The following is a 20,546-nucleotide window of genomic DNA, read 5'->3' as shown; positions in this document are numbered from 1 at the left end:
AAGACGCATGGACCTGCTGGACGACGACATGGACGATGCCCCGGAACCGGGCAGCAACGCGCATGAATTCACCGTGTCCGAACTGTCCGGTGCGGTCAAACGCAGCATCGAGGACCAGTTCGGCCGCGTCCGCGTGCGGGCCGAGGTCGGGCGCGTGTCCCGTCCCGGATCGGGGCACCTGTATTTCGACCTGAAGGACGACCGCGCCGTGCTGGCCGCCGTCACCTGGAAGGGGCAGGCCGCCCGCCTGATCCAGCGCCCCGAGGAGGGGATGGAGGTCATCGCCACCGGCCGCCTGACGACCTTTCCGGGCCAGTCGAAATATCAGATGATCGTCGATCAGATCGAGCCCGCCGGTGCGGGCGCGCTGATGGCCATGCTGGAGAAGCGCCGCAAGGCCCTGGCGGCCGAGGGGCTGTTCGATCAGGAGCGCAAGCGCGCCCTGCCGTTCCTGCCGCGTGTGATCGGGGTGGTGACCTCGCCCTCCGGTGCGGTGATCCGCGACATCCTGCACCGGCTGCGCGACCGCTTTCCGACCCGCGTGATCATCTGGCCGGTGGCCGTGCAGGGCGAGGGCTGCGCGCCGCAGGTGACGGCCGCGATCCGGGGCTTCAACGCGCTGGCGCCGGGCGGGCCCATCCCCCGGCCGGACCTGATCATCGTCGCGCGCGGCGGCGGGTCGCTGGAGGATCTGTGGGGCTTCAACGAGGAATCGGTGGTGCGGGCGGCGGCGGAGAGCGCCATTCCCCTAATCTCGGCCGTGGGGCATGAGACGGACACGACGCTGATCGACTTCGCCTCGGACCGGCGTGCGCCGACGCCGACGGCTGCGGCCGAGATGGCCGTGCCGGTCCGCGCCGACCTGGCCGCGCGGCTGGCCGAGACCGGGGCGCGGATGGCGCGCAGCAATGCGCAGGCGATCCAGCGCCCGCGCCAGCGCCTGCGCGATCTGGCCCGCGCCCTGGGCCGTCCCGCGGCGCTGACCGAAGGCGCGCGGCAGCGGTTGGACCTGTGGGGCGGACGGCTGGAGCCTGCGCTGCGGCAGCTGGCCCGCGCGCGGCGACAGCAGCTGGCCTCACGGCCCATGCCCGCGGCGATGCTGCGGCAGTTCACCCAAGGCAAGCGCGCGGGGATGGACCGCGCGCTGATGCGGCTGGAGGGCGCGCGCGCCCGGCGGCTGGAGCGTCCGCGCGACCGTCTAGCGCAGCTGCGCCAGCGGCTGGATAATTCGCTGGTGCGGGTTCTGTCGGATACGCGGCGCCGGACGGAGCAGCAGGGCGCGCGGCTGGCCGAACTGGACCGGCGGCTGGTCGCGGCGATGGCCCGCATCCGCCGTCAGCGGCAGGATGCGCTGGTCCGGCTGGACCGGATGCGGCTGTCCCTGGGGCACGAACAGACGCTGCGGCGCGGCTTCGTGATCCTGCGCGACCCGGAGGGCGGGGTGATCACCACGCCCGAGGTCGCCGCCCGGACGCCGCGGATGGAGCTGCAATTCGCGGACAACCGCCGCGTGGCCGTGCGCCCCGATGCCGCGCCTGAAAAGCCCAAACGTCGCAAGCCCGCGCCGCCCGAGCAGAAGACCCTGATCTGACCTCAGGCGGGGCGGCGGCGCATGACCAGCCAGATCAGCGCCCCGCCCGCCAGCGCCAGGAACGGCAGCATCGCCAGGTTCACCGCGTTCCAGCCCGCGACGATGGAGCCGCCCGAACAGTTCATCAGCCCGCCCGACGACAGCGAGGCCAGGAACACGCCGCCGAAGACCACGAAATCGTTCATGCCCTGCACGCGGCCGCGCTCCTCGGGGGCGTGGGCGCGGGTCAGCATGGTGGTGGCGCCGATATAGCCGAAGTTCCAGCCGATCCCTAATAGGATCAGGGCGATGAAGAACTGCTCCAGCGCCACCCCGGACAGGGCGACGGCGCCGGCGGCGGCCAGGATCGCCAGGCCCAGGCCCACGATCGTCTCGGCCCCGAAACGTGCGATCAGATGGCCGGTGACGAAACTGGGCGCGAACATGGCCAGCACATGCGCGCTGACGATGTTGGCAGCATCCGCCGTGTCGTATCCGCAGCCCACCACGGCCAGGGGCGTGGAGGTCATCACCAGGTTCATCAGCGCATAGGAGACCATGCCGCAGACCATCGCCACGGCGATGGCGGGGGTCCGCAGGATCTGCCGCATCGGGCGGCCGCTGGAGGCGCCCATCGCGGGCGCGGGCGGTTTGGGGATATCCAGAAAGGCGAACAGCAGCGGTCCGGCCAGGTTCAGGCCGATAACCGCCAGATAGGTCGCGAGGAACGGCACGGCGGTCAGGTCGCTGGTCAGGCGCACCAGCGCAGGCCCGATGATGGCGGCGGCCAGGCCCCCGGCCATGACCACGCTGATGGCCTTGGGGGCGTAATCCTCGGGCGCGGTGTCGGTGGCGGCAAAGCGGTAGAAGCCCTGCGCCGACATGTAGATGCCGGTCAGCCCCGACCCGACCATGAACAGCGCGAACGAGCCCTGCCACAGCCCCGCCGCAGCGATCGCCGCGCCCAAGGCCCCCGCCGCCACCGCCAGCAGGAACCCCGCCTGCCGCCCGCGCGCCTGCATGAAGCGTGCCAGGGGCCGCGCCGACAGGGTCGAGCCCAGGATGATCATCGACAGCGGCAGCGTCACCAGGCAGGGATGCGGCGACAGGATCTGTCCCGCAAGCCCCCCAACGATGAAGATGACCGACATCTGCGCGCCCAGGATCGCCTGTGCCAGCACGAGGACCGTGACGTTCCTGCGGGCGCGCGCCAGGTCCATGGTCAGCCGCGCAGGGCTGCGGCGGTGCGGGCGCGATCCTCGATCGCCTGCCAGTTGCCGGCGGCCATGTCGGCATCCGTCACGATCCAGCTGCCGCCGACGCAGACCACGTTGGGCAGGCACAGATAGCTTCCCGCGTTCTGGGGCGTGACGCCGCCCGTGGGGCAGAAGCTGATGCGGGGCAGGGGGCCTGCCAGCGATTTCAGCGCAGGCGCCCCGCCCACGGCCTCGGCCGGGAAGAACTTGAGCATGTCGAAGCCCGCATCGGCGGCCCGCATCACCTCGGAGGCGGTGACGGCGCCGGGCAGCAGCGGCAGGGCCAGATCCTCGCAAGCCGCGATCAGCCGGTCGGTCAGGCCGGGAGAGACCGCGAAGCTGGCCCCCGCATCCTTGGCACGCTTCGCATCGTCCGGGGTCAGCACGGTGCCCGCGCCGACATGGCCGCCCGCGACGCCGCTCATGGCGCGGATCGCGTCCAGCGCCGCGTCCGAGCGCAGCGTCACCTCCAGCACCGGCAGACCGCCCGCGACCAGCGCCCGGGCCAGCCCCTCGGCATGGGCCGCATCCTTGATGACGATGACCGGGATGACCGGCGCCAACTGGCACAGGGCTTTCGTCTGCCGGGACTGATCTTGGGGGGTCATGGCGCACCTTCGGGACAGGGAAAAATCGCCCCGAACCTGAACCCCGGATGCGCCTGATGCAAGGGAAAGCGGCACCGCGCCGCGATCTGTGTTATCGCTATCGGCAGGAGGGCAACAGCGGCTTCGGCGAATCCGCTTGCATCCGGGCGGGGCACCGGCTATGGCGCGCACACTTCACAGGCAGGGGCGGGCCCCGCGGGACATAGCCGCGACGGTCCACCGGTTGGGGCATCCGCCCTGAGATCCCCTGCCAAGGCGCAAACCGGAAAGGAACACGTTATGGCGCTTCCCGATTTCTCCATGCGTCAGCTTCTTGAAGCTGGCGTTCACTATGGCCACCAGACGCAGCGCTGGAACCCCCGCATGGGCGAGTTCATCTATGGCGAGCGCAATGGCATCCACATCCTGGACCTGACCCAGACCGTGCCGATGCTGGACGCGGCCCTGCAGGTCGTCCGCGACACCGTCGCCAAGGGCGGTCGCGTCCTGTTCGTCGGCACCAAGCGCCAGGCCCAGAAGGCCATCGCCGAAGCCGCCGAGAAGTCCGCGCAGTTCTACATGAACCACCGCTGGCTGGGCGGCACGCTGACCAACTGGAAGACCGTGAGCCAGTCGATCAACCGCCTGAAGGCGATCGACGAGACCATGGCCGGCGGCGCCGAGGGCCTGACCAAGAAAGAGCGCCTGCAGCTGGAGCGCGAGCAGACCAAACTGCAGGCGTCGCTGGGCGGCATCCGCGACATGGGCGGCCTTCCCGACCTGCTGTTCGTCATCGACGTGAACAAGGAAGACCTGGCCATCCTGGAAGCCAAGAAGCTGGGCATCCCGGTCGTGGCCGTGGTCGACACCAACTGCTCGCCCGATGGCATCGACTACATCATCCCGGGCAACGACGACGCGGCCCGCGCCATCTCGCTCTATTGCGACCTGGTCAGCCGTGCGGCCCTGGACGGCATGTCGGCGCAGATGGGCGCCGCCGGCGTCGATCTGGGCTCGCTGGCCGAGGCCCCCGAGGAGCTGCTGGACGAGGCCGAGGCGCCCGCCGAGGCCTGATCCGTCCGGATCAACGATTTCACGGAATTGTCGTCAGGCGGGGATATGCCCCGCCTGACGCGTTGAACAGATAGGAGACGGATATGGCAATCACCGCAGCGATGGTGAAGGAACTGCGCGAGACCACCGGCGCAGGCATGATGGACGCCAAGAAGGCCCTGACCGAGAACGACGGCAACATGGAAGCCGCCATCGACTGGCTGCGCACCAAGGGCCTGGCGAAGGCCGCCAAGAAGGCCGACCGCGTCGCCGCCGAAGGTCTGGTGGGCGTGCAGGTCGAGGGTGGCCGCGGCGTCGCCGTCGAGATCAACTCCGAGACCGACTTCGTCGCCAAGAACGCCGACTTCCAGCAGCTGGTCCGTGACATCACCGCCGTGGCGCTGAAGGGTTCGGACGACGTGGAGGCGTTGAAGGCCGCCGAGCTGGACGGCAAGCCCGTCGCCGACGTCGTCACCGGCGCCATCGCCCGCATCGGCGAGAACCTGACCCTGCGCCGCGTGCAGGTCCTGGAAGGCGAGACCGTCGTCTCCTACGTCCACAACGCCGCCGCCGAGGGCCTGGGCAAGATCGGCGTGCTGGTCGCGCTGTCGGGTCCGGCCGACAAGGCGCAGACCGTGGGCAAGCAGTTCGCGATGCACATCGCCGCGACCAGCCCCGTCTCGCTGTCCGAGGCGACGCTGGACCCGGCCGTGCTGGAGCGCGAGCTGCAGGTGCAGACCGCCAAGGCGCTGGAGGAGAACGCCTCCTCGGACAAGCCGAAGCCCGAGGCCGTCATCCAGAACAACATCATCCCGGGCCGGATGAAGAAGTTCGTGGCCGAGAACACCCTGCTGGGCCAGGCCTTCGTGATGAACCCCGACCTGACGGTCGAGCAGGCCGCCAAGGACGCCGGCGTCGAGATCACCGGCTATGCCCGCGTGATGGTCGGCGAGGGCATCGAGAAGAAGGAAGAGGATTTCGCGGCCGAGGTCGCCAAGACCCTCAGCGGCGCCTGATCCGCCCCTTGTCTATCTGATCTGCGGATGCCGGCCCCCAGGGGTCGGCATCTGTCGTTTGGGGGGACGATGCCCGGCCAAGGCAACGAGGCCGGGCATCGCCTGTTCCTGGCACCGGGGTGCCACCTCACGGAACGGGATGATGTGACGCGAAACGCGCGCCGAAGGAAACGGTGGGAAACCCTACCTCGGCGCCGTGTTCCGGTCTCGTCCCTTGCCGCGCGCGCCCGGCAGGGCCCGCGTCGCGCGCGCGGGCTGGAACAGCTGATGCGTGACATGGGCCTTCAGCACGGCCTGGGGCGTCGTCTCGACCCCCAGGGCCTCGCGCGCCAGGCGCATGTGCTTTTCCACCGTGGCGGGGGTGATGCCCAGGATCATCCCGATCTCGGCCACGGTCTTGCCGGCGGACCGCCATCCCAGCACCTCGCGTTGGCGCGGGGTCAGGACGGCGCCGTGGGGGTGGCGCTGCATCGTGGCCATGCGCATGTGCAGCACCCAGGCCAGGACCCGCACCTCGCGTCCCGTGCGCTGCCATCGGTCGCGCAGATCGGCGTGATCGGCCCCCTGGAAGGGGATGACGATCACCGCGCCCGCCGTGTTCAGCACCTTGTCCCGCAGGCTGAGGATCTGCGCCTGCGCCAGCCCGTGCCGCTCGGCCAGCGCGAGCGAGGGCGAGGGCCGGCCCTGGTCGCGCAGCTTCTGCGCCGCGATGTCGCCGTCATGGGTCAGCGCCCATTCGATCCAGCCGTCGCGCTCCAGCGCGGGCAGCATCCTGATCTCGGCGATGAGGTCCATCGGCAGGTTGCTGAACACCACCGGGTTCTCGCCCATCAGCGAGCGCGGCACCGACAGCATGAAGCGCGCCGCATAGACCGCATGGTCGAACCCCAGCTGCTGCACGGCCGCCAGGAAGGCGTCGCGGATGTCGGGAATGGTCCGGGCGTCCAGAAGGCGTTCGATGAAACCGGTCAACATCTATGTCTGCACTCAAATCATGACTTAAAGTCCTATAGGACGTTGCCGGACCGGCTTTGCCAAGGGCCAATCTCGCAACAATGTTATGGGTCCGTGATCGGGCGTCCGTCACGCTGGACCTGCCGGGGGCGGATGTGTCATGGGGACCGCTGACAGACCTGTTGCCGGAGCCCGACCCATGCCCTTCATCATCGCCATCGACGGACCGGCCGCATCGGGCAAGGGGACCATCGCCCGCGCGCTGGCCACGCGGTTCGGGTTCCACCACCTGGACACCGGCCTCCTCTATCGCGCGACCGGCGCCAAGGGCGGCGATCCGGTCGCTGCGGCCCGGTCGCTGGGTGCGGAGGATCTGGCCCGCCCCGACCTGCGCAGCGCCGAGGCGGGACAGGCCGCCAGCCGCATCGCCGCCATCCCCGAGGTGCGCGAGGCGCTGGTCGCGTTCCAGCACCGCTTCGCCGCGCAGGAGCCGGGGGCCGTCCTCGACGGGCGCGACATCGGCACGGTCATCTGCCCGGATGCGGCGGTAAAGCTCTATGTCGTGGCCTCGGACGAGGTCCGGGCCGCCCGCCGCGCGGCCGAACTGGGCGCAGACCCCGCGGAGATGCTGGCCCAGCTGCGCGAACGCGACCTGCGCGACAGCCAGCGCGCGACCGCGCCCCTGCGCCCCGCCGACGATGCGGTGGTGCTGGACACCAGCACCCTGAGCATCGCGGACGCCGTCGCCGCCGCCATCGCCCATGTGGAGCGCATGCGCGGCTGAGCCTCAGGGGGCGATGATCTCGAACTTCGCGACATCGACCATGCCGCGATCGGTGATCTTCAGCGCGGGAATGACCGGCAGGGCCAGGAAGGCCAGCTGCAGGAACGGCTCCTCCAAGGTCGTGCCCAGGGTCCGGGCGGCCTCCCGCAGGGCGATCAGCGTGTCGCGCACGGTCTCGAACGGCTCAAGGCTCATCAGCCCGGCGACCGGCAGGGGCAGCTCGGCCAGGATGCGGCCGTCGCAGGCCACGACGAAGCCCCCCTCCAGATCGGTCAGCCGGTTGGCCGCCAGCGCCATGTCGGCGTAATCGACGCCCACCACGGCGATGTTGTGATGGTCGTGGCACAGGGTCGAGGCGATGGCCCCGCGCGCCAGGCCAAAGCCCTGCACGAAGCCCGTGGCGATGTTGCCGTTGCGCCCATGCCGCTCGATTACCGCGATGCGGGACAGATCGCGCGCAGGGTCGGGGCGCTTGTCGCCGTCCTGCGGCGGGATGTCATGGGTCAGATGTTCGGTGATGATCTTGCCTTCCAGGATGCCGATCACCGGTGTCTCCGTGCGGTTGCCGGTGCAGCGGAAATCCTGCGGCGTCACCTTGGGCGCCTTGACCGAGGCGCGTCCCACCGGCGCCACCGTCCCGCGCGCGGCGAAGGCCGCGTCATCGACCACCCGTCCGCCGGTCAGGACCAGCTGGGCGTGGCACCCCTCCAGGCTGTCGATGGCCACGATATCGGCGCGCAGGCCCGGCGCGATCAGCCCGCGATCCTTCAGCCCGAAGGCCTCGGCCGCCGACAGCGACGCCGCGCGATAGGCCGCCAGCGGCGATGTGCCAAGCGCGATCAGCCGGCGGATCATGTAGTCCAGATGCCCATGCTCTCCGATGTCCAGCGGGTTGCGGTCGTCGGTGCACAGGCACAGATAGGCGCTGGTCGTATCCGTCAGGATCGGCTGCAGCGCATCCAGGTCCTTGCTGACCGAGCCTTCGCGGATCAGGACGCGCATGCCCTTGCGCAGCTTCTCCAGCGCCTCCTCGGCGGTCGTGGCCTCATGCTCGGTGCGGATGCCGGCAGCGACATAGGCGTTCAGGTCCAGACCCGTCAGCTGCGGGCAATGCCCGTCGACATGGCCGCCCGCGAACAGGCGCAGCTTGGCCATCGCGCCCGGATCGCGGTGGATCACGCCGGGATAGTTCATGAACTCGGCCAGCCCGATGGCCGAGGGGTGGCCCATGACCTGCGCCAGATCCCCGGCCTCGATCCGCGCGCCGGATGTCTCCATCTCGGTCGACGGCACGCAGGAGGACAGCTGCACCCGCAGGTCCATCAGCAGATGCTCGGACGCGGCCTGAAAATAGCGGATGCCGTCCAGGCCGATGACGTTGGCGATCTCGTGCGGGTCGCAGATGGCCGTGGTGCCGCCGCGCGGCGACACGCAGCGGTCGAACTCGAACGGCGTGACCAAGCTGCTTTCGACATGCAGATGCGTGTCGATGAAGCCAGGCACCAGGATCAGCCCGGTGACGTCGATCACGCGGGTGCCGTCGTAATCGCCGATGCCCGCGATCCGGTCGCCGCAGATCGCCACGTCGCCCGCCATCATCGTGCCGGTGATCAGGTCGAAGACCCGGCCGCCGCGCAGGATCAGGTCGGCGGGCTGATCGCCCCGGGCCACGGCGATGCGGCGTTCCAGATCATCCATCACTCTCTCCTGTCCGTTTGCGGCACATGACCGCAAACGGCGCCGGAGGTCCAGTGACCCCTCAGGGGTTCCAGCGCAGGAAGTTGGCGATCAGGCGCAGGCCCACGGCCTGGGACTTCTCGGGGTGGAACTGGGTGCCGACGATGTTGTCGCGTCCGACCACCGCCGTCACCGCCCCGCCGTAATCGACATGCGCCAAGAGATGCGCGGGGTCGGTCACCTGGAACTGCCAGCTGTGGACGAAATAGGCGTGATCGCCGGTCGCGATCCCCTCCAGCACGGGGTGCGGGCGGTCGATGACCAGATCGTTCCAGCCCATATGCGGCACCTTGAGGCCGGGGGCGGCGATGGCGCGGATCTCTCCGCCGATCCAGTCGAGGCCCGGTGTCTCGCGGTATTCATGCCCCGTGGTGGCCAGCATCTGCATGCCGACGCAGATGCCCATGAAGGGCACGCCGCGGCTGATCACGGCTTCCTGGATCGCCTCGGCCATGCCGTCCACCTCGCCCAGGGCGGTGCGGCAGGCGGGGAAGGCCCCGTCGCCGGGCAGCACGATGCGGTCGGCGCGGGCGGCGACCTCGGGGTCGGCGGTCACGACGACCTCGGCGCCCGCGTCGCGGCCCATCAGCTGGAACGCCTTTTCGGCCGAATGCAGGTTGCCGCTGTCGTAATCGACCAGCGCGACCCGCATCACAGCGCCCCCTTGGTCGAGGGCAGCACGCCCGCCATGCGCGGATCGGGCTCGACCGCCTCGCGCAGCGCGCGGGCCACGGCCTTGAAGGCGGCCTCGGCGATGTGGTGGCTGTTCAGCCCGTGCAGGCGGTCCACATGCAGCGTGATGCCGCCATGCGTGGACAGCGCCTGGAAGAATTCGCGCACCAGTTCGGTGTCGAAGGTGCCGATCTTCTGCGACGGAAAGTCGACGTTCCAGACCAGATAGGGGCGCGCCGACAGGTCGAGCGCCGCGCGGACCAGCGAATCGTCCATGGCCAGCAGGAAGCTGCCGTAACGGCGGATGCCCTTCTTGTCGCCAAGTGCCGCGACCAGGGCCTGGCCGATGGCGATGCCCGTATCCTCGACCGTGTGGTGATCGTCGATATGCAGGTCGCCCTCCGCGCGGATGGTCATGTCGATCAGCGAATGGCGCGACAGCTGGTCCAGCATGTGATCGAAAAAGCCCACGCCGGTCCGGTTGTCATAGACCCCGGTGCCGTCGAGGTTCAGCGTCACCTCGATCGCGGTTTCCGAGGTCTTGCGGGTGATGGTCGCCTGGCGCATGGGATGTCCTTCCTGTCAGGCGGCCTTATAGGCGCGCGCGTCCGATCCGCCAAGATGGTGCCTTCCGATGGTCCTGCGCGGGAACAAATCGGGCTGCGGTGGCTTTTCTCACCGGAATGTGAGACACACGACGCCTTCCGCGGCGGTTTTCCGCCAAGGGTCCAAGGACCTGCCACCCGATCAAGACGCAATCTGAAAGGGACAGATGTCACAGACACCCCCCAAGCCGCCGGCGACGCCCGGCGGACCGAACCGCCAGCACGAGGCGCTGAGCGGACGCTATCCCCCGCAGACGGACCGCAGCGTCCCCGAACCCGCCCCGGATGAGGGCGTCGAGCCCCTGCCCGAACCCGAGGGTCCGACCCAGATCATCGAGACCGACTACACCATCGGTCAGGACAACATCGAGGGGCGCGCGCCCTTCGCCTTCGACATCCACAACCCGGTCTTCGGCATCTCGGCCGTGGCGGTCGTGCTGTTCACCGCCGTCACGCTGATCTTTCCCGCGCAGCTGGAGCCGTTCTTCGGCAGCCTGCGCGACGGGCTGACCGCCAATCTGGACTGGTTCTTCATGCTGGCGGGCAACCTCTTCGTGCTGCTGTGCCTGGGGCTGATCCTGTCGCCGCTGGGCAAGGTGCGCCTTGGCGGCCCGGAGGCCACGCCCGACTTCAGCCTGACCGGCTGGTTCGCGATGCTGTTCGCGGCCGGCATGGGCATCGGCCTGATGTTCTATGGCGTCAGCGAACCGCTGGGCCATTTCGAGGCCGCCCTGGGCGGCGTCACCATCGAGGACGGGCTGCGCACCGACTGGGCGCCGCTGGGCGGGGCCGAGGGCGATGCGGACGCCGCCCGCCGCATCGGCATGGCCGCGACCATCTTCCACTGGGGCCTGCACCCCTGGGCGATCTATGCGGTCGTGGCGCTTTCGCTGGCGCTGTTCGCCTTCAACAAGGGTCTGCCGCTGACGCTGCGGTCGGTCTTCCATCCGATCTTCGGAGAGCGGATCTGGGGCTGGCCGGGCCATGTGATCGACATCCTCGCGGTGCTGGCCACCATCTTCGGCCTGGCGACGTCGCTGGGGCTGGGGGCCGAACAGGCCTCGGCGGGGCTGACGCATCTCTTCGGGCTGCCCGATGGCGACGTGACCAAGGTCGTGCTGATCGTGCTGATCACGGTGGTCGCCGGGACCTCGGTCGTGCTGGGCGTCGAGAAGGGCGTCAAGCGCCTGTCCGAGATCAACATGGTGCTGGCCCTGCTGCTTCTGGTCTTCGTGATCGCGCTGGGGCCGACGCTGGTCATCCTGACGGACTTCTTCAGCAACCTCGGCGCCTATGCGACCGAGCTGGTGCCGCTGTCGAACCCGTTCGGCCGCGATGACGACAACTTCCGCCACGGCTGGACGGCGTTCTACTGGGCGTGGTGGATCAGCTGGTCGCCCTTCGTCGGCATGTTCATCGCGCGCGTCAGCCGCGGCCGCACCGTGCGGCAGTTCCTGGTCGCGGTGCTGATCGTGCCCTCGCTGATCTCGGTGCTGTGGATGACGGCGCTGGGCGGCACGGCGATCGACATGACGGTCGCGGGCTTCTCGGGCATCCTGGACGCGCCGCTGGAGCTGGAGCTGTTCGAGATGCTGGCCCAGCTTCCGCTGGCCTCGATCACCTCGCTGGTGGGGATCGTGCTGGTCATCGTGTTCTTCGTGACCTCCTCGGACAGCGGATCGCTGGTCATCGACACGATCGCGGCGGGCGGCAAGGTCAACGCCCCCATCGCGCAGCGCATCTTCTGGGTCGCGATCGAGGGCGCGGTCGCCATCGCCCTGCTGCTGGGCGGCGGGCTGATCGCGCTGCAGGCCATGGCGGTGTCGACGGGCTTCCCCTTCGCCATCGTGCTGCTGGGCGCGTCCTTCGCGCTGGTCAAGGGCCTGATCGCGGAACGGCGCGAGCTGCGCTGACCCGCAGGCGGCCTTCACGACGCAGGAACGGGCGGGTTTTCCCGCCCGTTCTTGCATGAGCCGGCCCGCGATGCGAAAACAGACCGACAGCACAGCGAAGGACCCGCGCCGATGAGCGACATCACAGCCAGCGAACGCCGCCTCAGCGCCGCGCTTGACCGGATGGACCAGCTGCTGGACGCGGGCCTGCCGGCCCGCGCCGACACGGGCCTGATCGCGGAACTGACGCAGCAGCGCGACGAGGCGCTGGCCCGTCTGGCCGAACGGCCCGACGCTGCGCCGGAGGCCGCCGCCGACACCGTGGATCTCGGCGGGCTGCAGGCCCGTCTGGACGCCGCGACGGAGCAGGCCGCCGCGCTTGCGCGCGCCAACGACGCGTTGATCGCCGCCAATCGCGACCTGATCGAGGCGCAGGAGACCGGCGGCATCGGCCCCGACGAACAGATGGCCGCTCTGGAGGCCGAGCTGGACGCGCTGCGCGCGGCCCGCGCCGCCGAGATGGCTCAGATGAGCGAGATCATGACCGAACTGGAGCGGCTGCTGGCGGACGAACCCGCGATCCTGGAGCCCGCATCCGACCCATCCGCCCCATCCGACGAGGAACGCTGACATGGCCGAGGTCGAATTCACCATCGGACACAAGGAATACCGCGTCGGCGCCGCCGATGGCGAGGAGCGCCTGCTGGCGCGCGCCGCGCAGATCCTGGACGGCGAGGCCCGCCAGATCCTGGAGCAGGCGGGTCGCGTGCCCGAGCCGCGCCTGCTGCTGCTGGCGGGGCTGATGCTGGCCGACCGCTTCGCCACGCTGGAGGAGCGCGCCGAGAAGGCCGAGCGTCACGTCACCCGCCTTCAGCAGAACCCGCCCCGCGTCGAGGTCCCGGTCATCCCGGCCGACCTGCGCGAGGCGATGGCCGAACTGGCCGCCCGCGCCGAATCCTTGGCCGACCGGCTGGAGGAACAGCGCCGCGGGGAGGCGGAGTGACCTTCGCCGGACGCGCGGCGAGCCTTGCCCTGATCCTGGCCCTGGCCGGATGCGCGACGCCGCAGCCCGGCTGGCTGGGCCTGCCGCGCCATGACGTGACCGCGGGCGGCATCCGCATGGCCGTCTATCTGCGCGGCGACGAGGCGCAGGTGATCCGTCTGGACCGCGCCCGGCGCGCTGACCGGCCCCGCGTCGGGGCCGCCATGCTGGAGGCCGCGTCCCGCGCCAGCGGCTGCGCGGCGGTGCCGGGCAGCCTGCGCCCGCAGGGCGGCGCGGATTCCGCCGTGGCACTGGTCGCGCTGGACTGCCCTCAGGGCTGAGGCGCGTCAGGCCAGGAAGGCCGCCAACGTCTCGGCCACGGCTTCGGGCGCGTCGGCATGCAGCCAGTGCCCGGCATCCTTCAGCGTGACGATGCGGACCTGCGGGAAATGCGCCCTCAGCGCCGCCTCTCCGGCAGCATCGACGTAATCGGACCGTGCGCCGCGCAGCGCCATGACGGGGCCGTCGAAGCGGGCCTTGGGCGCATCCTCGGGCCAGCCCACGACCTGCGGCATCGCGGCGCGCAGCGCGGTCAGGTTCAGCCGCCAGGCGGGCGGACGCGCCTTGAGGTCCAGATTCTGCAGCAGAAAGGCGCGCACGCCCGCATCGGGCACCCGCCCGGCCAGCGCCGCGTCGGCCTGGGACCGCCGCTCCAGCCCGGTCAGGTCCAGCGATTCCATCGCGTCGATATGCACGGCCTGATCGTGGCGATAGGGCAGGGGCGCGATGTCCATGACGACCAGCCGCCGCACCAGCGCGGGTCGGGTCAACGCCAGCAGCATCGCCGCCTTGCCGCCCATCGAATGGCCCACCAGATCGACCCGGCCGCCCAGATCCGCGATCAGCTCGGCCAGATCCTCGGCCAGGGCCGGGTAATCGGCGCGCGCGTCATGGGGGCTGTCGCCGTGGTTGCGCAGATCGACGGTGGCCACGCGGCGGGTCTGGGCCAGCCGGCGCGCCTGCGCGCCCAGGTTGCGGCCCTGGCCGAACAGGCCGTGGACCAGCAGCACCGGAAGGTCGCCCTCGGGGCCGGAAAGGGTGTGATTCAGTTTCATCCGGGCAGCTTACGGCGTCTGGCGCGCGGGAACCATCCCGTCTATCGTGCCGCCATGATGCGCAAGGCTCACAGCTTCGAAGACATCCCCGTCATGGCCGACGAGATCGCCGACCTGATCGCGGCCCGCTTCGGTGGTGCCCGGCGGGGCGAGCGTCCGGACCTGGCGCTGATGCTGCGCCGTCGCGGCGGTGCGCTGCCCGCGCGCCTGCGCCGCCGCGCCGCCCGCCTGGCCGAGGCGCAGCGCCTGTCCCGCCAGCCCCGCGTCGCGCGCCAGCTGCCGCTGGACCGCCTGTCGCGCGACCATGCCGCGCTGAGCGCGCATCTGCGCCCCCTGGGCGGGGCCGCGCGCCTGCAGGGCCGGGCGGTCGGCATCGCCGCATCCGTGGCCTTCGCGCTGCTGATGGTGGGGGCGCTGTCCATCTGGGTCGCGCTGCGGCAGGGCTGGATCTGACGGGCGCCTTGCACAAGCTGCAAGGCTGTCCTGACGCCTCGGGGGCTTGCCAAGCCCGCCGCAAGCTGATGTGAGGGCCGCGACCCCCGCCCCCTGCCGCAGGACCCTGCCATGACCGCGACCCCCGATTTCCGCGCCGCCATCCTGGCGCTGGCCCTTGGCGCCTTTGCCATCGGAACCTCCGAATTCGCGGCGATGGGCCTTCTGCCCTATTTCGCCGCCGACCTGTCGCTGACCGAACCGCAGGCGGGCCACGTCATCAGCGCCTATGCGATGGGCGTCGTGGTCGGCGCGCCGCTGACCGCGATGCTGGGCGCAAGGCTGCCGCGGCGGCGGTTCCTGGCGGCGCTGATGGCGTTCTATGGCGTGATGAACCTGGCGGCGGCGGTCATGCCGGGGCTGGCGGCGCTGACGGGGACGCGGTTCCTGGCGGGCCTGCCGCATGGCGGTTTCCTGGGCGTGGCGATGCTCTACGCCGCCGATGCGCTTCCCGCGGGCCAGCGGGCGCGGGGGGCCGCGCGGGTGCTGCTGGGCCTGACCGTCGCCAACATCGTGGGCGTGCCGCTGGCGGGCTGGATGGGGCAGAGCATCGGCTGGCGGTGGGGCTTTGCGCTGCCCGGCGTGATCGCGCTGATCTCGGCTTGGCTGATCCTGCGCGTGGCGCCGCGGGTGGGAGGCAATCCCGACGCGCGTCCCTGGGACGAACTGGCGGCGCTGCGCAATCCGCGCGTGCTCTGGGTGCTGGCTGTGGGGGCCATCGGATTTGGCGGGCTGTTCGCGGTCTATGCCTTCCTGACGGCGGCGATCCTGGCCACGACCACGGCGCCGGGCTGGGTCATCCCGCTGACGCTGGCGGTGTTCGGCCTGGGCGGCACTCTGGGCACCTGGGGCGCGGGGCGCCTGACCGAGATCCTGGGCATCGACCGGGCCGCCTATGCCAGCCTCGCGGCCATGGCCGCGACCCAGGCCTTCGCGGCGCTGGTCGTGGGCAACTGGCCGCTGATGGTGCTGTCCTCGTTCCTGATCGCGGCGGGGGCCGGGCTGGTCATCCCGCTGCAGACGCGGCTGATGGATGTGGCGGGTTCGGCGCAGAACATGGCCGCGGCGATGAACCACGCCGCCTTCAACGCCGCCAACGCGCTTGGGCCGTTCCTGGCCGGGCTGGCGCTGGCGGCGGGCTGGGGCTGGCGCGCGCCGGGGCTGGTGGGCGTCGCGCTTACGGCTGCGGGGGCCGTCGTTCTGACAATCGCGATCCGGCAGGACCGGAGAGCACGGGTGGCGGCAGCGCCCGCAGAATGACCTGACGCGAGGTCGAGGCGAATTCCCGCCGCCACGTCACCCACAGCACCACCGCCGTGCCCAGAAGCAGCGTCCAGGCCCCGGTCAGCCAGCACAGCGCCGCCAGCGCGAAGTAGACGCTGCGCAGCCCCGCATTGAAGCTGCGCGCGGCGGTGATGTTCAGGTCGGCCGCCTGCATGGCGCGGTCCATCGCCTCCGGGTCGTCATGGCGGTTCGGGACCGCGGCCATCATCACCGCGCAATAGCCGAACAGCCGGTGCGCCCACACGAATTTCAGGAACGCGTTCACCACGAAGAACATCGGCACCAGCAGGCGCAGCTCCCACCCGGTCTCGGCCGGGTTCAGCTCCAGCCCGCTGGCGATGGCGCGGACCCGTTCGCCGTTGCCGATCAGCGCCAGCAGGCCGCCCGTGGCGATCATGCAGGCGCTGGCGAAGAAGGCCGTGCCCTCGCGCAGGCTGGCCAGGATGTTGCCGTCGAAGATTCGCGGCTCGCGGCTGACGAAATGGCGCATCCATTCCCGGCGGAAGCGGATCATCAGCACCGAGACCGAGGGCCGTCCCGCGGGCGGACGCTCGATGATCCAGCCGATGCCCAGCCAGGCCGCGAACAGAAGCATCAGCGCCGCCAGATCGGTCAGCGCCACGGAGGATTCGAGAATGTCGGCCGTCAGGGTCATGGCGCGACATTAGGGCCGCGGCCATCGGCTTGAAACCCCCCGGCCGCTTGCCTATCGTGCAAGGGACACGGCAGGGAGGAGAACCGGCCATGATGCAGATGCCCCCACCCGACGCGACGGTCCTGTCGCGCAGGCAGGCGATCACCGAGGCGCTGAAGGCGGCCTTGCCCGGCGCGGTCATCGACGACCCGGCGGAAACGCGGGCCTATGAATGCGACGCGCTGTCGGCCTATCGCTGCGCGCCGCTGGCCGTGGTTCTGCCGCGCAGCACCGAGGAGGTCTCGCGCCTGCTGCGCTTGTGCCACGACCTGCGCGTGCCGGTCGTGCCGCGCGGCGCGGGGACCAGCCTTGCGGGCGGATCCATGCCCACCGCGGATGCGGTCGTCATCGGCCTGTCGCGCATGACTGACGTGCTGGAGATCGCGCCCGAGGACCGGTTGATCCGGGTGCAGGCGGGGCGCACGAACCTGTCGGTCTCGGGTGCGGTGGAGGGCCTGGGCTTCTTCTACGCGCCCGATCCGTCCAGCCAGCTGGCCTGCGCCATCGGCGGCAACATCGCGATGAATTCGGGCGGCGCGCATTGCCTGAAATACGGGGTCACCACCAACAACCTGCTGGGCGTGACGGTCGTGCTGATGGACGGGTCGGTCGTGCATCTGGGCGGTCCGATGGGCGAGGGGCCGGGGCTGGACCTGCTGGGCGTCGTCTGCGGGTCCGAGGGTCAGCTGGGCATCGTGACCGAGGCGACGCTGCGCATCCTGCCCAAGCCCGCGGGCGCGCGCCCCGCGCTGATCGGCTTCGACGCGGCCGAGACGGCGGGCGCCTGCGTCGCCGCGATCATCCGCGCGGGCATCATCCCGGTCGCGATCGAGTTCATGGACGCGCCCTGCATCAAGGCCACCGAGGAGTTCTCGGGTGCAGGCTATCCCGACTGCGAGGCGCTGCTGATCGTCGAGGTCGAGGGCACGCCCCCCGAGATCGCCGAGCAGTTCGCCCTGATCCGCGAGATCGCGATGACCTTCGACCCGGTCGAATTCCGCGAGAGCCGGTCGGACGACGAATCCGCCCGCATCTGGAAGGGCCGGAAATCGGCCTTCGGCGCGATGGGCAGCATGGGCGACTACATCTGCCTGGACGGCACCATCCCGGTCACGGCCCTGCCCACGGTCCTGGCGGGCATCGGCGATCTGTCGCGGCAATACGGGCTGGCCGTGTCGAACGTGTTCCATGCGGGCGACGGCAACATGCACCCGCTGATCATCTATGATGCCAACAAGCCGGGCGATCTGGACCTGGCCGAGGCCTTTGGCGCCGACATCCTGCGCCTCTGCGTCAAGGTCGGCGGCTGCCTGACCGGAGAGCACGGCGTGGGCATCGAGAAGCGCGACCTGATGAGCGAACAGTTCGCCCCCGCCGACCTGGAGGCGCAGATGCTGGTCAAGGACGCCTTCGATCCGCACTGGCTGCTGAATGCCGCCAAGGTCTTTCCGCTGGATGTCAGCGCCCCCCGGCGCGACCGCCGCCTGAACCGGCCCGCCGATGCGGCCTGACACCGAGGCGCAGCTTGCGCAGATCATCCGCGACGCCCGCGAACCTTTGTCCGTGACCGGCGGCGCCACGCGCCACTGGCCCGGAGAGGGGCAGGGCGCGCGGCTGGACATGACCGCCCTGACCGGCGTGACGCTCTACGAGCCCGAGGCGCTGACCCTGGTGGTGCGCGCGGGCACCCCCCTCAGCGAGGTGCAGGAGATCTTGGCCGCCGAGGGGCAGATGCTGGGCTTCGAGCCTTCGGGCGCGCCCGGCTCCACCATCGGCGGCGTGGCCGCGACCAATGCCAGCGGCCCGCGTCGCGTGCAGGCGGGGGCCGCGCGCGACGCGATGATCGGCGTGCGCTTCGTCGACGGGCAGGGACAGGTCGTCAGCAATGGCGGGCGGGTGATGAAGAACGTCACCGGCTATGACCTGGTCAAGCTGATGGCCGGCAGCCGCGGCACCTTGGGCGCGCTGACCGAGATCAGCTTCCGCACCGCCCCGATCCCGCCCGCGACCGCCACCTTGGCCCTGCCGGACCTGGACGCGGCGGCGGCCATCCCGGCGCTGTCCAGCGCGCTTGGCGGGCCCTTCGACGTGTCGGGCGCGGCCTGGCTGCCCGGCCAGGGCGCCCTGATCCGGCTGGAGGGGCTGGCCAATTCGGTCAAGGCCCGCGCGGCCGACCTGACCGCGCGCCTGCAGGCCTTCGGCACCGTGACCGACGGCGATCCGGGTGCCTGGGGTCTTCTTCACGCAAATATCCATGATCCCGCCCTCGACACCTGGCGCATCGTCTGCCGGCCAAGCGAGGCGCCCGCGCTGCTTGCCGACCTTCCGGAACCGCTGTCGCTGGATTGGGGCGGGGCGCTGATCCATGTCGCGCTGCCGAAGGGTCAGGCGCCGGACCTGCCCGCCTTCTCGGGCCATGCGCGGCGGATCGCCGGGGCGCCCGCGATCCTGCCCGCCCCCGACGCGCTGACCGCCCGGCTGGAGCGCGACCTGCGGGCGCGGTTCGACCCGCGCGGCCTTTTTGGAAGTCAGGACTGATGCAGACCCATTTCTCGCCTGAACAGCTGTCCGATCCGATGACCGCCCGGTCGAACAAGGTGCTGCGGACCTGCGTGCATTGCGGCTTCTGCACGGCGACCTGCCCGACCTATCAGGTCTTGGGGGATGAGCTGGACAGCCCCCGCGGCCGCATTTACCTGATCAAGGAGATGCTGGAATCCGGCCGCCCCGCGGATGAGAAGACCGTCAAGCATATCGACCGCTGCCTGGGCTGCCTGTCCTGCATGACGACCTGTCCCTCGGGCGTGCATTACGCGCATCTGCTGGAACATGCGCGCGAGCATATCGAGGAGACCTATCGCCGCCCGGTCATGGACCGCCTGCTGCGATGGGTGCTGACATTCGTGCTGCCGCATCCGGGCCGGTTCCGGCTGGCGCTGATGGGCGCGCGGATCGCGCGGCCCTTCAAGGGGCTGATGCCCGACCGGCGCCTGCGCGCGATGCTGGACATGGCGCCGAAGTCCATCCCTGCAGCCAGCCGCAACGATGACGGCCAGACCTTTCCGGCCCAGGGCACCCGTCGCGCGCGGGTCGCGCTGATGGTCGGCTGCGCGCAGCGGGCGCTGAACACCGACATCAACGACGCCACCATCCGCCTGCTGCAGCGCGCGGGCGTCGAGGTCGTGATCCCGCAGGATTTCGGCTGCTGCGGCGCGCTGACCCTGCATATGGGGCAGGAGGCCGACGGCAAGGCCCGCGCCCGCGACAGCATCCGCCGCCTGCTTGCGGCCGAAGAGGGGGGTGCGCTGGACGCGGTGATCATCAACACCTCGGGCTGCGGGACGACGATCAAGGATTACGGCCACCTGTTCAAGGGCGACCCGATGGAGGCCGACGCGCGCCGTGTCGCGGGCCTGGCCCGTGACGTGACCGAGTTCCTGGTCGGGCTTGGCCTGCCCGCGCGGGCAGGCGATCAGGGGCAGGGAATGCGCGTCGCCTATCATTCGGCCTGTTCGCTGCAGCACGGCCAGCAGATCCGGTCGGCGCCCAAGGACCTGCTGTCGGGGATGGGCTTCACCGTGCTGGAGCCCGCGAACCCGCATCTGTGCTGCGGGTCGGCCGGGACATATAACCTTCTGCAGCCGGAACTGTCGTCGGAGCTTAAGGCGCGCAAGGTCGAGACGCTGGAGGCAGTCGCGCCCGAGGTGATCGCAGCGGGCAATATCGGCTGCATGATGCAGATCGGCGGCGGGACGCAGGTGCCGGTGGTGCATACGGTCGAACTGCTTGACTGGGCCACGGGCGGGCCGAAACCGGCCGCATTGGGGTCTTGAAACGCGGTTCGGGCGATCTA

Annotated in this window: 21 protein-coding genes; 13 read left to right on the top strand and 8 right to left on the bottom strand. The window is 70.4% G+C overall.

Annotated features, from left to right (window positions below; translation table 11 throughout):
• Positions 1 to 7 precede the first annotated feature (7 nt).
• Positions 8 to 1,591, top strand: coding sequence for an exodeoxyribonuclease VII large subunit (gene xseA / locus AACG61_RS11910; RefSeq protein ID WP_411837345.1), 1,584 nt, complete (start codon positions 8 to 10; stop codon positions 1,589 to 1,591).
• A 2-nt stretch (positions 1,592 to 1,593) separates the two neighbouring features.
• On the opposite strand, the gene AACG61_RS11905 is transcribed toward xseA, so the two are convergent.
• Positions 1,594 to 2,790, bottom strand: a complete 1,197-nt coding sequence (locus tag AACG61_RS11905) for an MFS transporter (protein ID WP_411837344.1) — start codon at positions 2,788 to 2,790, stop codon at positions 1,594 to 1,596.
• A gap of 2 nt (positions 2,791 to 2,792) precedes the next feature.
• Positions 2,793 to 3,434: a bifunctional 4-hydroxy-2-oxoglutarate aldolase/2-dehydro-3-deoxy-phosphogluconate aldolase gene (eda, locus tag AACG61_RS11900; RefSeq protein WP_411837343.1), complete on the bottom strand. Its 642-nt coding sequence runs from the start codon at positions 3,432 to 3,434 to the stop codon at positions 2,793 to 2,795.
• 279 nt (positions 3,435 to 3,713) lie between these two features.
• On the opposite strand from eda, the gene rpsB reads away from it, so the two are divergent.
• Both rpsB and tsf read left to right on the top strand, forming a co-directional pair.
• Complete coding sequence (gene rpsB, locus AACG61_RS11895; protein ID WP_411837342.1) at positions 3,714 to 4,487, top strand: 30S ribosomal protein S2; 774 nt, start codon at positions 3,714 to 3,716, stop codon at positions 4,485 to 4,487.
• A gap of 83 nt (positions 4,488 to 4,570) precedes the next feature.
• Positions 4,571 to 5,482: a translation elongation factor Ts gene (tsf, locus tag AACG61_RS11890; RefSeq protein WP_411837341.1), complete on the top strand. Its 912-nt coding sequence runs from the start codon at positions 4,571 to 4,573 to the stop codon at positions 5,480 to 5,482.
• A 183-nt stretch (positions 5,483 to 5,665) separates the two neighbouring features.
• On the opposite strand, the gene AACG61_RS11885 is transcribed toward tsf, so the two are convergent.
• Positions 5,666 to 6,457 carry a LuxR C-terminal-related transcriptional regulator gene (locus AACG61_RS11885; protein WP_411837340.1) on the bottom strand — a complete coding sequence of 264 codons (792 nt, stop codon included), beginning with the start codon at positions 6,455 to 6,457 and terminating at the stop codon, positions 5,666 to 5,668.
• A 178-nt stretch (positions 6,458 to 6,635) separates the two neighbouring features.
• Between AACG61_RS11885 and AACG61_RS11880 the strand changes: the two genes are divergently transcribed.
• On the top strand, positions 6,636 to 7,220 hold the full coding sequence (locus tag AACG61_RS11880) for a (d)CMP kinase (protein WP_411837339.1): 585 nt from the start codon (positions 6,636 to 6,638) through the stop codon (positions 7,218 to 7,220).
• Positions 7,221 to 7,223: 3 nt separating this feature from the next.
• On the opposite strand, the gene ade is transcribed toward AACG61_RS11880, so the two are convergent.
• The 3 genes from ade to hisB all read right to left on the bottom strand — a co-directional run bounded on the left by ade (position 7,224) and on the right by hisB (position 10,196).
• Entirely contained in the window at positions 7,224 to 8,918 is a 1,695-nt protein-coding gene (gene ade, locus AACG61_RS11875) for an adenine deaminase (protein WP_411837338.1), read from the bottom strand.
• A 61-nt stretch (positions 8,919 to 8,979) separates the two neighbouring features.
• Positions 8,980 to 9,609 (bottom strand): imidazole glycerol phosphate synthase subunit HisH, encoded by a 630-nt coding sequence (gene hisH, locus AACG61_RS11870; RefSeq protein ID WP_411837337.1) that lies wholly within the window; start codon positions 9,607 to 9,609, stop codon positions 8,980 to 8,982.
• On the bottom strand, positions 9,609 to 10,196 hold the full coding sequence (gene hisB, locus AACG61_RS11865) for an imidazoleglycerol-phosphate dehydratase HisB (protein ID WP_411837336.1): 588 nt from the start codon (positions 10,194 to 10,196) through the stop codon (positions 9,609 to 9,611). Before hisB ends, hisH begins: the two co-directional genes overlap by 1 nt.
• A 205-nt stretch (positions 10,197 to 10,401) precedes the next feature.
• Between hisB and AACG61_RS11860 the strand changes: the two genes are divergently transcribed.
• The 4 genes from AACG61_RS11860 (at position 10,402) to AACG61_RS11845 (ending at position 13,449) form a co-directional block, all read left to right on the top strand.
• Entirely contained in the window at positions 10,402 to 12,147 is a 1,746-nt protein-coding gene (locus AACG61_RS11860) for a BCCT family transporter (RefSeq protein ID WP_411837335.1), read from the top strand.
• A gap of 111 nt (positions 12,148 to 12,258) precedes the next feature.
• Positions 12,259 to 12,756, top strand: a complete 498-nt coding sequence (locus AACG61_RS11855) for a hypothetical protein (protein ID WP_411837334.1) — start codon at positions 12,259 to 12,261, stop codon at positions 12,754 to 12,756.
• Position 12,757: 1 nt separating this feature from the next.
• Positions 12,758 to 13,129 (top strand): cell division protein ZapA, encoded by a 372-nt coding sequence (zapA, locus tag AACG61_RS11850; protein WP_411837333.1) that lies wholly within the window; start codon positions 12,758 to 12,760, stop codon positions 13,127 to 13,129.
• Positions 13,126 to 13,449: a hypothetical protein gene (locus tag AACG61_RS11845; protein WP_411837332.1), complete on the top strand. Its 324-nt coding sequence runs from the start codon at positions 13,126 to 13,128 to the stop codon at positions 13,447 to 13,449. Before zapA ends, AACG61_RS11845 begins: the two co-directional genes overlap by 4 nt.
• Positions 13,450 to 13,455: 6 nt before the next feature.
• Here the strand turns inward: AACG61_RS11845 and AACG61_RS11840 are convergent, their stop codons facing one another.
• Positions 13,456 to 14,223, bottom strand: coding sequence for an alpha/beta fold hydrolase (locus AACG61_RS11840; RefSeq protein WP_411837331.1), 768 nt, complete (start codon positions 14,221 to 14,223; stop codon positions 13,456 to 13,458).
• Positions 14,224 to 14,277: 54 nt separating this feature from the next.
• Between AACG61_RS11840 and AACG61_RS11835 the strand changes: the two genes are divergently transcribed.
• Together AACG61_RS11835 and AACG61_RS11830 are read left to right on the top strand one after the other, a co-directional pair.
• Positions 14,278 to 14,676: a hypothetical protein gene (locus AACG61_RS11835; protein WP_411837330.1), complete on the top strand. Its 399-nt coding sequence runs from the start codon at positions 14,278 to 14,280 to the stop codon at positions 14,674 to 14,676.
• 111 nt (positions 14,677 to 14,787) lie between these two features.
• Positions 14,788 to 15,975 carry an MFS transporter gene (locus AACG61_RS11830; RefSeq protein ID WP_411837329.1) on the top strand — a complete coding sequence of 396 codons (1,188 nt, stop codon included), beginning with the start codon at positions 14,788 to 14,790 and terminating at the stop codon, positions 15,973 to 15,975.
• Here the strand turns inward: AACG61_RS11830 and AACG61_RS11825 are convergent.
• Positions 15,893 to 16,654 (bottom strand): DUF599 domain-containing protein, encoded by a 762-nt coding sequence (locus AACG61_RS11825; RefSeq protein WP_411837328.1) that lies wholly within the window; start codon positions 16,652 to 16,654, stop codon positions 15,893 to 15,895. The two genes, AACG61_RS11830 and AACG61_RS11825, sit on opposite strands and share 83 nt — an antisense overlap.
• Positions 16,655 to 16,746: 92 nt before the next feature.
• Here AACG61_RS11825 and AACG61_RS11820 point away from each other — a divergent pair, with 92 nt between their 5' ends.
• From AACG61_RS11820 to glcF, 3 genes are read left to right on the top strand one after another with little or no spacing between them, the layout of a single operon-like run.
• The gene (locus tag AACG61_RS11820; protein WP_411839508.1) at positions 16,747 to 18,204 is read left to right on the top strand and encodes an FAD-linked oxidase C-terminal domain-containing protein; all 1,458 of its coding nucleotides are present in this window, start codon (positions 16,747 to 16,749) and stop codon (positions 18,202 to 18,204) included.
• A complete protein-coding gene (locus AACG61_RS11815) occupies positions 18,194 to 19,231 on the top strand; it encodes an FAD-binding protein (protein WP_411837327.1) in 1,038 nt (345 codons plus the stop codon). Before AACG61_RS11820 ends, AACG61_RS11815 begins: the two co-directional genes overlap by 11 nt.
• Positions 19,231 to 20,526 (top strand): glycolate oxidase subunit GlcF, encoded by a 1,296-nt coding sequence (gene glcF, locus AACG61_RS11810; protein WP_411837326.1) that lies wholly within the window; start codon positions 19,231 to 19,233, stop codon positions 20,524 to 20,526. Before AACG61_RS11815 ends, glcF begins: the two co-directional genes overlap by 1 nt.
• Positions 20,527 to 20,546 lie beyond the last annotated feature (20 nt).

Source organism: Paracoccus sp. ME4 (assembly GCF_046736325.1).
Lineage (GTDB): Bacteria > Pseudomonadota > Alphaproteobacteria > Rhodobacterales > Rhodobacteraceae > Paracoccus.
The sequence above is the reverse complement of the archived record's forward strand: the minus strand, read 5'-3'. Positions and strand labels throughout refer to the sequence as shown.

Bases quoted from the DNA above. Each gene is read 5' to 3' on its own strand.
- AACG61_RS11835 (WP_411837330.1), top strand. From the start codon at position 14,278: ATGATGCGCAAGGCTCACAGCTTCGAAGACATCCCCGTCATGGCCGAC.
- xseA (WP_411837345.1), top strand. From the start codon at position 8: ATGGACCTGCTGGACGACGACATGGACGATGCCCCGGAACCGGGCAGC.
- AACG61_RS11830 (WP_411837329.1), top strand. From the start codon at position 14,788: ATGACCGCGACCCCCGATTTCCGCGCCGCCATCCTGGCGCTGGCCCTT.
- AACG61_RS11855 (WP_411837334.1), top strand. From the start codon at position 12,259: ATGAGCGACATCACAGCCAGCGAACGCCGCCTCAGCGCCGCGCTTGAC.
- AACG61_RS11880 (WP_411837339.1), top strand. From the start codon at position 6,636: ATGCCCTTCATCATCGCCATCGACGGACCGGCCGCATCGGGCAAGGGG.
- zapA (WP_411837333.1), top strand. From the start codon at position 12,758: ATGGCCGAGGTCGAATTCACCATCGGACACAAGGAATACCGCGTCGGC.
- AACG61_RS11840 (WP_411837331.1), bottom strand. From the start codon at position 14,223: ATGAAACTGAATCACACCCTTTCCGGCCCCGAGGGCGACCTTCCGGTG.
- glcF (WP_411837326.1), top strand. From the start codon at position 19,231: ATGCAGACCCATTTCTCGCCTGAACAGCTGTCCGATCCGATGACCGCC.
- eda (WP_411837343.1), bottom strand. From the start codon at position 3,434: ATGACCCCCCAAGATCAGTCCCGGCAGACGAAAGCCCTGTGCCAGTTG.
- AACG61_RS11815 (WP_411837327.1), top strand. From the start codon at position 18,194: ATGCGGCCTGACACCGAGGCGCAGCTTGCGCAGATCATCCGCGACGCC.
- AACG61_RS11825 (WP_411837328.1), bottom strand. From the start codon at position 16,654: ATGACCCTGACGGCCGACATTCTCGAATCCTCCGTGGCGCTGACCGAT.
- AACG61_RS11905 (WP_411837344.1), bottom strand. From the start codon at position 2,790: ATGGACCTGGCGCGCGCCCGCAGGAACGTCACGGTCCTCGTGCTGGCA.
- hisB (WP_411837336.1), bottom strand. From the start codon at position 10,196: ATGCGCCAGGCGACCATCACCCGCAAGACCTCGGAAACCGCGATCGAG.
- hisH (WP_411837337.1), bottom strand. From the start codon at position 9,609: ATGCGGGTCGCGCTGGTCGATTACGACAGCGGCAACCTGCATTCGGCC.
- rpsB (WP_411837342.1), top strand. From the start codon at position 3,714: ATGGCGCTTCCCGATTTCTCCATGCGTCAGCTTCTTGAAGCTGGCGTT.
- AACG61_RS11860 (WP_411837335.1), top strand. From the start codon at position 10,402: ATGTCACAGACACCCCCCAAGCCGCCGGCGACGCCCGGCGGACCGAAC.
- ade (WP_411837338.1), bottom strand. From the start codon at position 8,918: ATGGATGATCTGGAACGCCGCATCGCCGTGGCCCGGGGCGATCAGCCC.
- tsf (WP_411837341.1), top strand. From the start codon at position 4,571: ATGGCAATCACCGCAGCGATGGTGAAGGAACTGCGCGAGACCACCGGC.
- AACG61_RS11820 (WP_411839508.1), top strand. From the start codon at position 16,747: ATGCAGATGCCCCCACCCGACGCGACGGTCCTGTCGCGCAGGCAGGCG.
- AACG61_RS11885 (WP_411837340.1), bottom strand. From the start codon at position 6,457: ATGTTGACCGGTTTCATCGAACGCCTTCTGGACGCCCGGACCATTCCC.